13 protein-coding genes are annotated in these 14,007 nt (G+C 67.6%); 7 read left to right on the top strand and 6 right to left on the bottom strand.

The features are described from left to right. Window positions 1-97 precede the first annotated feature (97 nt). Together rpoH and HZ321_RS14615 are read right to left on the bottom strand one after the other, a co-directional pair. Entirely contained in the window at window positions 98-1,024 is a 927-nt protein-coding gene (rpoH, locus tag HZ321_RS14620) for an RNA polymerase sigma factor RpoH (protein ID WP_181703122.1), read from the bottom strand. Window positions 1,025-1,215: 191 nt separating this feature from the next. Then, a complete protein-coding gene (locus HZ321_RS14615) occupies window positions 1,216-2,247 on the bottom strand; it encodes an RluA family pseudouridine synthase (protein ID WP_181703121.1) in 1,032 nt (343 codons plus the stop codon). Window positions 2,248-2,331: 84 nt separating this feature from the next. On the opposite strand from HZ321_RS14615, the gene HZ321_RS14610 reads away from it, so the two are divergent. After that, window positions 2,332-2,688 carry a DUF6476 family protein gene (locus tag HZ321_RS14610; protein WP_181703120.1) on the top strand — a complete coding sequence of 119 codons (357 nt, stop codon included), beginning with the start codon at window positions 2,332-2,334 and terminating at the stop codon, window positions 2,686-2,688. Between the two features lie 13 nt (window positions 2,689-2,701). On the opposite strand, the gene HZ321_RS14605 is transcribed toward HZ321_RS14610, so the two are convergent. Further along, entirely contained in the window at window positions 2,702-4,459 is a 1,758-nt protein-coding gene (locus tag HZ321_RS14605; protein ID WP_181703119.1) for a hypothetical protein, read from the bottom strand. Window positions 4,460-4,493: 34 nt separating this feature from the next. Continuing rightward, entirely contained in the window at window positions 4,494-5,786 is a 1,293-nt protein-coding gene (locus HZ321_RS14600; RefSeq protein WP_181703118.1) for an adenylosuccinate synthase, read from the bottom strand. Between the two features lie 248 nt (window positions 5,787-6,034). Here HZ321_RS14600 and HZ321_RS14595 point away from each other — a divergent pair, with 248 nt between their 5' ends. From HZ321_RS14595 to HZ321_RS14570, 6 genes are all read left to right on the top strand, one after another. Further along, on the top strand, window positions 6,035-6,790 hold the full coding sequence (locus HZ321_RS14595; RefSeq protein WP_181703117.1) for a phosphatase PAP2 family protein: 756 nt from the start codon (window positions 6,035-6,037) through the stop codon (window positions 6,788-6,790). 143 nt (window positions 6,791-6,933) lie between these two features. Continuing rightward, entirely contained in the window at window positions 6,934-7,689 is a 756-nt protein-coding gene (locus HZ321_RS14590) for a phosphatase PAP2 family protein (protein ID WP_181703116.1), read from the top strand. A gap of 206 nt (window positions 7,690-7,895) precedes the next feature. Continuing rightward, entirely contained in the window at window positions 7,896-8,663 is a 768-nt protein-coding gene (locus HZ321_RS14585; RefSeq protein ID WP_181703115.1) for a phosphatase PAP2 family protein, read from the top strand. 157 nt (window positions 8,664-8,820) lie between these two features. Further along, the gene (locus HZ321_RS14580) at window positions 8,821-9,576 is read left to right on the top strand and encodes a phosphatase PAP2 family protein (RefSeq protein WP_181703114.1); all 756 of its coding nucleotides are present in this window, start codon (window positions 8,821-8,823) and stop codon (window positions 9,574-9,576) included. Window positions 9,577-9,654: 78 nt separating this feature from the next. Further along, window positions 9,655-10,569, top strand: a complete 915-nt coding sequence (locus tag HZ321_RS14575) for a DMT family transporter (protein WP_181703113.1) — start codon at window positions 9,655-9,657, stop codon at window positions 10,567-10,569. Window positions 10,570-10,638: 69 nt separating this feature from the next. Then, window positions 10,639-11,529: a DMT family transporter gene (locus tag HZ321_RS14570; protein WP_181703112.1), complete on the top strand. Its 891-nt coding sequence runs from the start codon at window positions 10,639-10,641 to the stop codon at window positions 11,527-11,529. 9 nt (window positions 11,530-11,538) lie between these two features. On the opposite strand, the gene HZ321_RS14565 is transcribed toward HZ321_RS14570, so the two are convergent. Both HZ321_RS14565 and serA read right to left on the bottom strand, forming a co-directional pair. Next, on the bottom strand, window positions 11,539-12,120 hold the full coding sequence (locus HZ321_RS14565) for a hypothetical protein (protein ID WP_181703111.1): 582 nt from the start codon (window positions 12,118-12,120) through the stop codon (window positions 11,539-11,541). A 170-nt stretch (window positions 12,121-12,290) separates the two neighbouring features. Continuing rightward, a complete protein-coding gene (serA, locus tag HZ321_RS14560; RefSeq protein WP_181703110.1) occupies window positions 12,291-13,877 on the bottom strand; it encodes a phosphoglycerate dehydrogenase in 1,587 nt (528 codons plus the stop codon). Window positions 13,878-14,007: the final 130 nt, after the last annotated feature.

Raw genomic sequence — 14,007 nt, 5'->3', positions numbered from 1 at the left:
ACCTTCACGTTTCGGAGAGAGACCGGTGTTCGGACGATCATACAAAAGGCACGGCGAGGAGTCTCGCCGTGCCTTGGTCATCCGTCGTTGATGTGGATCACGCGCTGATGCGTCGGTCGTCGCCGGGCTTGTCGAGGTCCAGCGTGCGGCTGGCCGCCTCCAGCGCGAACTTCTTCACCGCGTCCTGCACCTTCTCGAAGGCGCGGACCTCGATCTGGCGCACGCGCTCCCGGCTGACGCCGAACTCGGTGGAGAGATCCTCCAGCGTCATCGGCTCCTCCGCCAGGCGGCGGGCCTCGAAGATCCGCCGCTCGCGTTCGTTCAGCACGGCCATCGCGCGCTTCAGCATATCGCGGCGCTGATCCAGTTCCTCCGATTCGGCGAGCACGGTCTCCTGGTCGTCGCGGTCGTCGACCAGCCAGTCCTGCCACTCGCCGCCTTCGGTGTCGGCCCTGAGCGGCGCGTTGAGCGAGGTGTCGCCCGACAGCCGCCGGTTCATCGAAACCACGTCCTCTTCCGTCACGCCGAGCTTTTCGGCGATGTGGGTCACCTGGTCGGGCTTCAGGTCGCCTTCGTCCAGCGCCTGGATCTGCCCCTTCACCTTGCGCAGGTTGAAGAACAGCCGCTTCTGGTTGGCGGTCGTGCCCATCTTCACCAGCGACCAGGACCGGAGGATGTATTCCTGGATCGCCGCCTTGATCCACCACATCGCATAGGTGGCCAGCCGGAAGCCGCGCTCCGGGTCGTAGCGCTTGACGGCCTGCATAAGGCCGACGTTGCCCTCCGAGATCACCTCGCCGATCGGCAGCCCGTAGCCGCGGTAGCCCATGGCGATCTTGGCGACCAGCCTCAGATGCGAGGTCACCAGTCTATGCGCTGCGTCGCGGTCGTCGTAGTCGAGGAACCGCTTGGCGAGCATGTATTCTTCCTGCGGCTCCAGCATGGGAAACCGGCGGATCTCATCGAGATAACGGCTGAGACCGCCTTCGCCAGCGGCAAGCACGGGCAGGGACGTCCGGGCCATGGTGTGCACCCCTCTCCTTTTGTTGCGGCCCCCGATGAAGCCCGCGCCGTCCCGCCTCCTCGGCAGGTTCGGCAGGCTCTTGCTCCGGGTCGACGACCCCTCGCGCAGCAGGCCGGCGGTGCCCGAAAAACGGCGCACCGGCTTCTACATATAAGCTCCCCTGGGTAAAACACGAGAGGAGTCGAGAGGTTTCACAAAGACCTGAACGCATCGGCGAGGCGGGACATGTCGTCCGGCAGGTCGCTCTCGAACCGCAGGATCTCCCCGCTTTCCGGATGCTCGAAGGCGATCAGGAATGCGTGAAGAGCCTGCCGTGGAAAGGCTCGCACCGCCGCCCCGAGCTCCTCCGGCAGCTTGTTCGCCTTGGTCAGGAACCCGCGTCCGTAGTCCTGGTCGCCGATCAGCGGGTGTCCGGCGGCCGCCATGTGCACGCGGATCTGATGCGTCCGCCCGGTCTCCAGCCGGCACTCCACCAGCGATGCCACCGCCTCCCGCCCGGAGTTCGGCGGGAAGCGCTCGGTCACCTCGTAGTGGGTGATGGCCTCTCGCCCGCCGTGCCGCAGCACCGCGATCTTGGTGCGGTCGATGTTGGACCGGCCGAGCGGCGCGTCGATCGTCCCGCGGAACGGCTCCGGGCTGCCCCACACCAGCGCCACGTAGCCGCGTTCCAGATCGTTGGTGCGCCCGTGGTCGGCGAACTGTTTGGCGAGGCTCTTGTGCGCCGCGTCCGTCTTGGCCACCACCATCAGCCCCGTCGTGTCCTTGTCCAGCCGGTGCACGATCCCCGGCCGGCGCACCCCGCCGATCCCCGAGAGGCTGTCGCCGCAGTGGTGGATCAGCGCGTTGACCAGCGTGCCGGTCCAGTTGCCGGCCGCCGGATGCACCACCAGTCCCGCCGGTTTGTCGATGACGATGAGATGCTCGTCCTCGTAGACGACGTCGAGCGGGATATCCTCGCCCTCCGGCTCCGCCGGTTCGGCCGGCGGCACCGTCAGCACCGCCTCCGCCCCCGGCACGGCCTTGCGTGAAGCGTCCGCCACCACGCTGCCGTCGATGGCGAGCGCACCGCCGTCGATCAGCGCCTTGAGCCGCGACCGGCTGATCTCCGGCAGCAGCAGGGCCAGCGCCTTGTCCAGGCGCAGGCCCTTGTGGTCCGGGCCGAAGGTCACGGCCACGGTCTCGCCCGCCTCCGCTTCCGCGTCGATATCGTCGATGTCGGCCATGGCGCCTCTGCTGCGGCGTCGACAATCGACGCCCGGATGGGATAAACGGCGGGACTATCCGATTTCGCGTGGAAGGAAAAGCCGATGACGGCGCCGGGCAAGGACGATCTGGACGACGAGGCGCCGCTGGATCCCGCCATGGCGCGGGTTCAGGCCAAGCTGCGCCGCTTGATGCTGGTGTCCGGCATCACCCTCGGCGTCGGCTTCGTCGCGGTCCTTTTCGCCGTGATCTGGCGCGTCAACAACCCGCGCGGCGCCGTCCCGGACGGCGAGGCATGGACCTCCAGCCTGGAGATCCCCGCCGGCGCCACGGTTGTCGCCACCGATCTCGACGGTGACCGCCTCGCGGTCACGGTGGACGCGGCGGAAGGCCGGCAGATCCACGTCTTCCATCTGCCGTCGGGTCGCCGGCTGGGCACCGCGACGCTGCTCACACGCTGACGGCGCCGCCTGCTCACTGCCCCCAGGCGCGGAACGCCTCCGCGAACACCTGCTCGCCCGGCGCGCCCTTCTCGAAGGTCAGGATCGCGCGCCGGCGGTTGCCGTAGCGGATCGGCACGTCCATCCACTGGCGGTCCCTGAGCAGCGCGATGTTGCGCGGCGTGTCCTGCGGCGTGCCGGACAGGGCCAGCCAGAACAGGTTGTCCGAAACCTTTGCCACGGCGCCGATCAGCGGATCGCCGCGCGCGTCCTCGGTCTGCTTCAGGATCAGCCCCGGCGTGGTGTCGATGAACCGGCCGGAGAAGTCCGGCGGCAGCGCGAAGGAGAGCTCCAGGATGTGGCTTGCCGGCAGCGCTGCGTCGCTGTTCTTGCGGATCGACAGCGACAGCGTGATGTTGCGGTCGGGCACTTCCACCGTCGCCCGCACCTGCGGCGACGGCGGCTCTCCCGGCAGCACCGGCTCGTTCACGAAAGACCAGATCACCCGGCCTTCCAGCCGCGCGCCCTCCGATCCGGGGATCGGCTCCTCGTAGAGGATGGCGCGCTGCGCCACCAGCACCTGACCGTCTCCGGCCTGCGGCGTTGCGGGTGCGGTCGCCGCAACCGGCGGCTGTGCGACGGCCGGCGGGGGCGTTTCGCTTGGCGCCGCCGGTGCAGGGTCCGGCGTCGCCGGGGGCGTCTCTCCCGCCGTCGGCGGCACCACGCGCTGCGTCTGCACGCTGCGGGCATCCGGCGCCACGGGGGTCTCCGCCTCGGCGCCGTCCTCCGGCAGCCGGTCCAGGATCTTCGGCTCCAACCCGTCCGCGGGCGGGGTGGTTTCCGCGGCGGTGGTCTCGGCCGGCGCGTCCACCGTTTCCGGCGGCGGCGTCTCGTCGACGGCGGTATCGGCGAACGGCACCGGCAGTCCCGCCGATCGCAGGAGGTCCGGCCGCAGATAGGCGAGCGCCCCGCCCCCGAGCACCGCCAGCAGGAGCAGCGACATCAGCCAGAACAACGGGCCGCGTCCGCTGCGCTTCTTCGTCTTGTCCAGCCGCGCGGGCCGCGGCGGCGGACGCGCGGCGACGGGCCGGTCCGCCCGTGGCCGGCGTTCCGGGCGCGGGCCTTCCATGAAGCCCGGCTCCACGCGAGCCGGTGCGTCGCTGTCGTCCTCGATCGCCTCGCGCGCCGACTGCACCGCCTGCGCGCTCGCGCCGCCCAGCTCCTCGGCCTGCTCGCGCGTCGATTTCAGCGCCGACATCCCCGCGTCGACCGCTGGATCCAGCGCGGCCGGGGCCGGGCTGCGCACCGCCGTCGGCACCCGCGGCTCCATCGGCGCCGGTTTGACGGCGGTCGGCGTCGCCCGTCCCAGAGTCGGCGCCGGCTTCGGCTCCACGGCCGGGGGCGGCGCCGGTTCGGGTCGCGGCGGCTCAGGCCGGCGTGCTTCGGCGCGCACCGGCTCTTCGTAGGGCCGTTGCGGCGGCTGGGGAGGCGGAGGCGGAGGCGCGCTGATCTGCGGCTGAACGGGAGCCGGCGCCACCTGCGGCTGACGTGCAGCAGTGTCGTCCGACAGCCCGAAGGCGGCGTCGGCGTACTCCACCTCCACGCGCCGGATGCTCTCTTCCAGCTGCAGCCGCTGATCGGTGATCTCCGCCGGCGACAGCGGCGGATCGTAGGATTTCAGCTGGTTGACGAGGGCCGCCCTCGCCTTCTCGTACACCGCGCGCCGTGCCTCGCCCGAACTGGTCGGCAGCGAGCTGATCGCGCGCTTGAGTACTGGGTAGTAGTCGGCCATCGCCTCTTGTCTCTCCGTCAACCGCGAATCACGGTCAGTCCTGGAAAGGATCCTGCACCAGAATGGTATCCAGGCGATCGGGGCTCGTCGACAACAGCGCCACCGGCGCGCCGATCAGTTCCTCCACATACCGCACGTACTTCACCGCCTGCGCCGGCAGATCCGCCCAGGACCGCGCGCCGCGCGTGGTGTCCTGCCAGCCTTCCAGGGTCTGGTAGATCGGCTCCACCTTGGCCTGCGCCTCCTGACTCGCCGGCAGGTAGTCGAGTTCCCGTCCGTCCAGCCTGTATCCGACGCACACCTTGATCTCGTCCAGCCCGTCCAGCACGTCGAGCTTGGTCAGCGCGATCCCGTTGATGCCCGACACGCGCACCGTCTGGCGCACCAGCACCGCGTCGAACCAGCCGCAGCGCCGCTTGCGCCCGGTCACCGTGCCGAACTCGTGGCCCCGTGTCCCCAGGAATTCGCCCACTTCGTCGTGGAGTTCGGTCGGGAACGGCCCCTCGCCCACCCGCGTGGTGTAGGCCTTCGTGATGCCGAGCACATAGTCGAGCGCGCCGGGCCCGAGCCCCGAGCCGGTCGCCGCTTGGCCTGCCGTGGTGTTCGACGATGTCACGAACGGATAGGTGCCGTGGTCGTTGTCGAGCAGCGCTCCTTGCGCGCCCTCGAACAGGATGCGCGCGCCGGCCCGCCGCCGCTCGTCCAGCAGGCGCCAGACGGTGTCAACGAAGGGCAGCACGAAGTCCGCGACCTCGGTCAGTTCAGCGTGGATCGTCTCCACCGCGATCTCCGGCTGGCCGAGCCCGCGGCGCAGCGGATTGTGATGCGCGAGCAGCCGCTCGATCCGCGCCGTCAGCACGTCCTTGTCGGCCAGATCCATCACCCGGATGGCCCGCCGCCCCACCTTGTCCTCGTAGGCCGGACCGATGCCCCGCTTGGTCGTGCCGATCTTGGTGCCGGTGTTGGAATTCTCGCGCAGTTCGTCGAGCTCCCGGTGCAGCGACAGGATCAGGCTCGCGTTCTCCGCGATCCGCAGGTTCTCCGGCGTCACGGTCACGCCCTGTTCGGCCAGCTTCTTCACCTCGCGCACGAAAGCGTGCGGGTCGAGCACCACGCCGTTGCCGATCACCGAAAGCTTGTTTGGCCGCACGACGCCGGACGGCAGCAGCGACAGCTTGTAGGAGATCCCGTCGATCACCAGCGTGTGGCCGGCGTTGTGCCCGCCCTGGAACCGAACGACCACGTCGGCCCGCTCCGAGAGCCAGTCGACGATCTTGCCCTTGCCTTCGTCGCCCCACTGCGAGCCGACCACAACCACATTCGCCATCGAACCAGAAGTCCTCGAAGTAAGCGCGACTCGGGGTTCCCGGGGGGAGCATCGCCCACACGCGGAAAGCCCCGATGCATCCTCGCACCGGGGCTTGACCGACTATAGCCCCTCGCCCCCGTCCCGCCAAGCGCGGGCAAAGGTCGACGGCGATTAAGCCTGCCCGGGACCATCGTCAATTCGGGCATTGCAACTTCAGGCGTCGAACAATAGCGTGAAAAATTAGGGTTGGTTTAGGAGTTTACGGGATGACCGCCGGCTGGGAAGTGGCAAGCCTGTTGCTGTTGAACAGCCTGGCCGACGAAAGCGCCTATCTCAATCGGGTGATCGCCGCCGTCGCGGCGAGCCATTCTCTGAAGGCCCTGCCACTCGTCTTGCTCCTCACCGGATTCTGGTTCGTTATGGCCGAGCGACAGAACCGCCGGGCGGCGGTGATCGCAGGCTTCGGCGGCGGCATCCTTGCCGTCCTGGTCACCCGGCTCATCCAGAACTTCGGGCCGCACCGGCCTCGCCCCTTCGAGCACCCGGCTGTCGACTTCAACCACCCGACCGGCCTCTCCGAGCCCACCCTTGCCGGCTGGAGCTCCTTCCCGAGCGACACCGCCAGCCTGCTGTTCGCACTGGCGACGGGCGTGTTTCTCGCACACCGCCGCTTCGGGCTTCTGGCGCTGGTCTGGGCGGGGGTCGTCGGCTCGCTACCGCGCGTTTACCTGGGCTTCCACTTCCCCTCCGACATCCTCGTTGGCGCCGCCATCGGCGCTGGCGCGGTCGTCCTCGTCTATGTCACGGGCTTGCCGAGACGTCTGGCGATCGCCTCGGACCGGGTCATGACTCGGTATCCCTCGATCTTCTACCCGGCCGCGCTGGCCTTCGTCTTCCAGGTTACCACCATGTTCGACGACGCGCGGCGGCTGGGCACCCACCTCCTGAACCCCGCGCCGACAACCGTCTCGTCGGCACCCACCCCGCCCGACGCTGCCGCCATTTCCGGTGAGCGCGAGTAGGCGACCGACCAGCCATGGTCGGCGTGATCGCCGCCAAATCCAAAAGTGGGGGTTGGATAGCATCCGCTTTTCATAATAATTTGTAAGCTGTCTATTCATTTTTTAATCATGCAGACCACCCGGGGGGCCGGGAGATTTTTTGAATGTTGACTGATTTTGATGCCTGGGTCGTCACGACGATGAACGTCTACGCCCGGCAGAACTGGCTCTTCGACAAGTCCGTCGCCTTCCTGCTCGATGCCAATTCCCTGAAGGCGCTTCCTTTCATCGTCATACTCACCGGCTTCTGGTTTACCGTGGCGGATCGTGTCGGACGGCGGCGCACCGTTCTTTCCACCATCGTCGGCGCCCTCATCGCCATGGTCGTCACCCGCATTTGGCAGAACGAGGGCCCGATGCGCCTGCGCCCGCGTGAGGAGCCCGCCCTGAACTTCCAGGTTCCCGCCGGCGATCAGCACGAACTGCTCGCCTCCTGGAGTTCCTTTCCGAGCGACACCGCGGGCCTCACCATGGCGCTTGCCGTCGGCATCCTCCTGATGAGCCGCCCGCTCGGCGCGCTGATGCTGGCCTGGGCGCTGATCGGCGTCTGCCTGCCACGGATATATTTCGGGCTCCACTATCCCACGGATATCGTCGTCGGCGGTCTTGTGGGCGGAGTCTCCGTCCTCCTGGTCTCGGCCAGTCCGCTCCCTGATTGGATCGGCAAGCCTGCGGCCTTCATCGAAGCCCGCTGGCCGGCTGTGTTCTACGCCGGGTTCATGATCGCAGCCTTCCAGATCTCCACCTATTTTCTGGATATCCGCGTGGCCGGCACCCGCCTGCTCAATGCCACTGACGGGCCGACCGCCGCTGAGCCTGTCCAGCGGGCCGGTGATCCCACCGGCTCCCCGGAGTTGTAGCGCCCCGCGGCACGAAATCGCACGGAGCTCCACCTGCCATCCGTTAACTTATCCCCGTCATTTCGGGCAAGGCGACTTGCGCGAACCTGCTTGTCTTTGCTAAAGAATCGGCTGTTTATCGCCCAGAAATTGTTATTTTTAGTCGATAAGTACGAAGTTCTCGGCCCTACCGAACGTTTACCCGGACCTCTGTGGGGGAGGCCGCCATGCTTTGGGACATCGACAAGGCGCTGGTCGCCTTCATCAATTCATATGCGCAGAAGAGCTGGGCCTTCGATCGCGCAATCTCCTTCCTCATCAACGCCGACACCGTCAAGGCTCTGCCGTTCGTGGTGGTCCTCACCGGCTATTGGTTCGCTCGCGGCAACCAGACCGAACACCGCCGGACCGTCCTGTCCACCCTGATCGGCGCTTTCGTCGCCATGGTGATTACCCGCGCCTGGCAGAACCTCGGCCCCGCCCGGCCCCGCCCGCAGCAGGATCCGTTGCTCGACTTCGTCATGCCCAGCGGCGCGACGCGGGCCGAGCGCCTCGATTGGAGCTCCTTCCCCAGCGACACCGCGGGCCTGACGATGGCCCTCGCCTTCGGCATCTTCCTGCTGAACCGCCGCCTCGGCGTGGTCATGCTCATCTGGGGCTTCGTCCTCAGCTGCCTGCCGCGCATCTATTTCGGCCTGCACTACCCCTCCGATATCGCCGCTGGCACCTTGATCGGCATCCTCGCCGTCTACTCGGCCGACCGCTCCTCGCTGCCCGATTGGCTCGCCCGACCGGTCGGTCTCGCCGAAGCACGTTGGCCGGGCCTCTTCTACGCGGTCGCTCTGTTCGTCGCCTTCCAACTGTCCACATACTTTTTCGACATTCGCACCGCCGGCAAACGAATTGCCAACGCCTTCGAGCATCACCGCTCCGCCGAGGTCGAAACCATCGCGGTTCCGGCCGTCCCGTCACCCGACACGGAAGATCCGGGCTGACCGCACTCCAGCCGGGACGCCTTCGGCGATGCGGACGGAGCAGCGGCCGAGTCCTTTTTCCCGGTCAGGGATCTCGCCGACGAAAGGTTTGCTGTGCTAAAGGCGAACCCGAGTGGCAAGTGTTGCCGACGATGATGATGCTGGGGGAGTTCGCCCGATGATCCAGGAGTTGGATCTTTGGATCTTGGGGGCGCTCAACCAGTTCGCCACCCGGAGCTGGACGGCCGACCACCTCATAGGCCTCCTGGTCAACGCCGACACGTTCAAGGCACTCCCCTTCGTGGCGGTGCTGTCGGCCTACTGGCTCGTTGGTCCCGACCGACCGGCGGACCGCCGCAACATTCTCTCCACGCTCATCGGCGCCTTCCTGGCCATGGGCATCAGCCGCGTCTGGCAGAACCTTGGCCCGATGCGCGCACGCCCTCGGTCCGACTCCTCGATCGACTTCGTCCTGCCGCATGGAGCCGACCATGATCTCCTCGCCAGTTGGAGCTCGTTCCCCAGCGACACCGCAGCGCTGTCGGTCGCGCTGGCGGCCGGCGTCTTCCTGCTCAACCGCCGCGTCGGCATCGCCGCCCTGGTCTGGGCGCTTGTCGTCGTCTGCATTCCGCGCATCTACTTCGGCCTGCATTTCGCCTCCGACATCCTCGGCGGGGCGACGATCGGCATCCTTTCCGTCTGGTTGGTCGTGCGCTCCCGTTTCGCCGACTGGATCCTGCGCGGGGTGAACGTCGTAGAGGCCCGTTGGCCCGTCCTCTTCTACGCCTGCTTCATGATCCTCGCGTTCCAGGTATCCACCTACTTCCTGGACTTGCGCGTCACCGGCGCGAAGCTCGCCCACGTCGTCAGCTACCAGATGTCCGAGCCGAGCCCGGAGCCCGAGGCAGAGTTCAAGACCGGCACGTTGCCCTGAAACCGGACGCCCGGTCACTTCCGGCAATGGAAACCGGACAGCGGCGGGTCTATAGGGAGCCTCCAGCCGAGGATCCCGATGGCCCAGCCCGCCACCCGCCCACCCCGACGCGCCTTCGACAACGCCTATCTCCTGCTCTCCGGCGCCAGCCTGTTCTGGGCCGGCAACGTCATCGCCAGCCGGATCGCGGTGGGCGACGTCTCGCCGATGGCCTTGACCACCCTGCGCTGGTTCGGCGTGCTCGTGATCCTGGCGGTGATCGCCCGGCGGTCCCTCGCACGCGACTGGCCGGTCCTGAAGACACGTCTCGTCTACGTCGCCGTCATGGGCACCCTCGGGTTCACCGCCTTCAACGCCTTCTACTACATCGCCGCCCATTTCACCTCGGCGGTCAACATCGGCATCATCCAGGGCGGCATCCCGGCCCTCGTCTTCCTCATCGCCTTCCTGCTGCGCGCCACCCGGCCGAAAGCCGTGCAGATTCTCGGTATGCTGATCACCCTGGCCGGCGTCGGCGTCGTCGCCACCAAAGGCGACCTTGCCGCTGTCGCCGGCCTTTCCTTCAATTTCGGTGATCTCCTGATGCTCGGCGCCTGCCTGGCCTACGCGCTCTATACGGTGTGGCTGCCGGATCGCCCCGCCGTCTCCGGCCTCTCCTTCTTCGCCGGCCTGGCCATCGCCGCCTTCCTATCGTCGTTGCCGCTGGTCGCGGCCGAGGTCGCCATCGGGGAGTTCCGCTGGCCGACCCCCGTCGGCTGGGCAACGGTCGCCTACTGCGCCGTCTTTCCCTCCGTTCTCAGCCAGATCTTCTTCGTGCGTGGCGTCGAACTGATCGGCCCAGGCCGGGCGGGCGTGTTCGTCAACCTGATCCCGGTCTTCGCCGCCGTGCTCGCTGTCCTGGTCCTCGGCGAGCCGTTCCACCCCTTCCATGCCGTCGCCCTCGCTCTCGTGTTCGGCGGCATCCTCATCGCCGAACGCGCCCGCAAGCATTGAGCGTGAAATCGGGTGGACACCCGCCTGCCCCCGCCGATAGGACCACCCGCCACCAAAGCTGAGAGCCTCATGTCCCGCCTCGCCTGGATCCTGCTGATCGCCCTCTCGCTCCTGTGGGGCGGCTCGTATCTCTCCGCCCGCATCGCCGCGCCCGTCCTGCCGCCGCTGACGCTCGTCTTCGCGCGCGTGCTGCTCGCCGCGCTGGCCCTCCACGCCGTGCTCGCCCTCTCCGGCAGCCGAATGCCCACCGACCGCCGCTCGCTGGTCGACTACGCCGGCATGGGCCTGCTCAACAACGTCATCCCCTTCGCCCTCATCTTCTACGGCACCGCCACCATCGGCGCCGGCCTCGCGTCCATTCTCAACGCCTTCACCCCGATCGCCACCGCCCTCGTTGCCCATGCCTTCACCACCGACGACCGCCTCACCGTCAACAAGAGCGTCGGCGTCGTGCTGGGCTTCGTCGGCGTCGCCGTCCTGCTCGGCCCGTCCGCCCTTGACGAACTCGGCGGCCACATCCTGGCCGAACTCGCCTGTCTCGCCGCCACCGTCTCCTATGCCTTCTCCACGCTCTGGGCCCGCCGCTTCCGCGGCCGCCCGCCCATGCAGACCGCGGCCGGCCAGCTCACCATGTCGACGCTGATCGTGCTGCCCCTCGCGCTTGTCCTGGAGCAGCCCTGGACTGTTCCGGTCCCGCCGGCCGACGTGATCGCCGCCGTCCTCTTCCTCGCCTTCTTCGCCACCGCGCTTGCCTACGTCGTCTTCTTCCGCATCCTCACGCTCGCCGGCTCCAACGTCATGCTGGTCACCTTCCTCGTCCCGGTCAGCGCCATCTTCCTCGGCGTCCTCGTCCTCGGCGAGCATCTGGAGCCCCGCCAGTGGGCCGGCATGGCCATCATCATGCTCGGCCTTGCCGCCATCGACGGCCGCCTCTGGCGCAGGTTGGTGCCGGCCGGATGACGATGCCGGCTACCAGGGCGTGAAGGTCCAGAACAGCGCGTAGAACGCCGTCCAGGCACCAATGAACAGGGCCGCGACAAGCTTTGGCGCCCGCCCTCGGCACAGCCGTCCGAGTGCTGCAAAAGCCAAAGCGACCGCCACGAAGCGCGGCAGCCGCACGACCGGAGTTAGAAGGAGCAAGGCCACCGGCGACAGGTCCGCGGCAGGCGAAAGGAACGCGAAGACCTTGAACGGTTCGCCGCTCACGGAACCGAGCAGCGCCGCTAACGTCCAGCCCTGTCCCGCGATCGCGCGTTCCGCATCGATGAATGTCTGCGGCGAGATCGCCGGCACGGCCAGGATCGCCGCCTCGACCAGATGAGGCACCACGGTCGCAACCATCGCAACCGACACGCCGCCGATTGCAGCGCCTGCCGCTGCGGCCAGGGCCGCCGAGATCCCCGCTGCCGCGCCTCTGGACATTGCGATCCAACCGATCGCGACATCGACCACCACGAAGAACAGCACAGCCTCGGCAAACCCCCAGGCACCCGCCACTCCGATCAGGAAGGGCAAGGCTAGTGCATTGCGTTGCTGTGGCTCGATCGACATGGGGCCTCGCGACCGGAATGCACGATCCTACCGCCCGAACGCTAAGGCCTGATCAACTCCCGCCACCTCGACTCGCGCACGACGCCCGCCAGACATGGCACTCCGCTAAAACAGGGGGGCGCGGTCCTTTCGAACCGCGCCCCCGACTGCCTACTGCCTGCTTCACCGCCTCAGAACGTCAGCGCCTTTGCCTGCCGCACCGCCGGGATGTCCGCGATCGCCGAAAGCACCGCCGCCGGCACGTCGCCGTCAACCTCCACCAGGCAAATCGCGTCGGCGCCTTGGGCGTGGCGGCCGAGCGCGAAGGTGGCGATGTTGACGCCGGCATCGCCGAGCAGCCCGGCGAAGCGGCCGATGAACCCCGGCTTGTCCTCGTTCGTCACGTAGATCATGGACTTGCCGAACTCGGCTTCCATCTTGATGCCCTTGATCTCCACGATCCGCGGCCGCCCGTCGGCGAACACCGTGCCCGCCACGCCGCGCTCCTGCCGGTCGGTGACGACCACCAGTCGGATCAGGCTCTCGTAGTTCTCCGCGTCGTCGCGGCGCACCTCGGAAACCTGGATGCCCCGCTCCTTCGCCATCACCGGCGCCGACACCATGTTGACGGTCTGCAGCAGCGGCCGCAGGACGCCGGTCAGCGCCGCCGCCGTCAGGGCGCGGGTGTTCATGTCGGCGACTTCGCCTTCGTATTCGATCCGGATGCCCTTGATGCCGGTCTCCGTCAGCTGCCCGGCGAACGAGCCCAGCAGTTCGGCGAGCTTGACGAACGGCACCAGCCGTGGCGCTTCCTCCGCCGTGATGGACGGCATGTTGAGGGCGTTCTGCACGGCGCCCTTCACCAGGTAGTCCGCCATCTGCTCGGCCACCTGCAGCGCCACGTTCTCCTGCGCTTCCGTTGTCGAGGCGCCGAGGTGCGGCGTCGCCACCACGTTCGGATGGTTGAACAGCGGATGCTCCGTCGCCGGCTCCACCTCGAACACGTCGAGCGCCACGCCCGCCACATGCCCGGAATCGAGCGCCGCCTTGAGGTCGGCTTCGACGATCAGGCCGCCGCGCGCGCAGTTGATGATCCGCACGCCCTTCTTCATCTTCAGAAGCGCCGAGATGTCGATGATGTTGCGCGTCTTCTCCGTCAGCGGCGTGTGCAGCGTGATGAAGTCGGCGCGCCGGAACAGCTCGTCGAGCTCGACCTTTTCGACGCCGAGATCGAGCGCCCTTTCCTGAGACAGGAAAGGATCATAGGCGACGACGTGCATGCGAAGTCCGATCGCCCGCTCCGCTACGATCGAGCCGATGTTGCCGCAGCCGATCACGCCGAGCGTTTTCGACGTCAGTTCAACGCCCATGAAGCGGTTCTTCTCCCACTTGCCGGCATGCGTCGAGGCGTTCGCCTCCGGGATCTGCCGGGCGAGCGCGAACATCATCGCGATCGCATGCTCGGCCGTGGTGATCGAGTTGCCGAACGGCGTGTTCATCACGATCACGCCCTTGGCGGTCGCCGCCGGCACGTCGACGTTGTCGACGCCGATGCCGGCCCGGCCGATCACCTTCAGGCGTGGCGCCGCGGCGATCACCTTCTCCGTCACCTTGGTGGCCGAACGGATCGCCAGGCCGTCGTAGTTGCCGATGACCTCAAGGAGCTTGTCCTTGTCCTTGCCGAGATCCGGCTGGTAGTCCACCTCCACCCCGCGATCCCTGAAGATTTGCACGGCGGTTGGCGAAAGCTTGTCCGAGATGAGAACGCGAGGAGCCATGGGAGCTGTCCTGACTGGAGTTGGGTCAGTGAATTCGCACCGGAACCGGCTGCCGGAGCCCTCCTCGAAGAGAAGGCTCCGATGCTCGCGGCCCCGGTCGCAACGATGAGGAATGAGGGTCGCCGATCGG

It is taken from the genome of Chthonobacter albigriseus, assembly GCF_013839445.1.
GTDB classification, from domain to species: domain Bacteria; phylum Pseudomonadota; class Alphaproteobacteria; order Rhizobiales; family Pleomorphomonadaceae; genus Chthonobacter; species Chthonobacter albigriseus.
The sequence above is the reverse complement of the archived record's forward strand: the minus strand, read 5'-3'. Positions and strand labels throughout refer to the sequence as shown.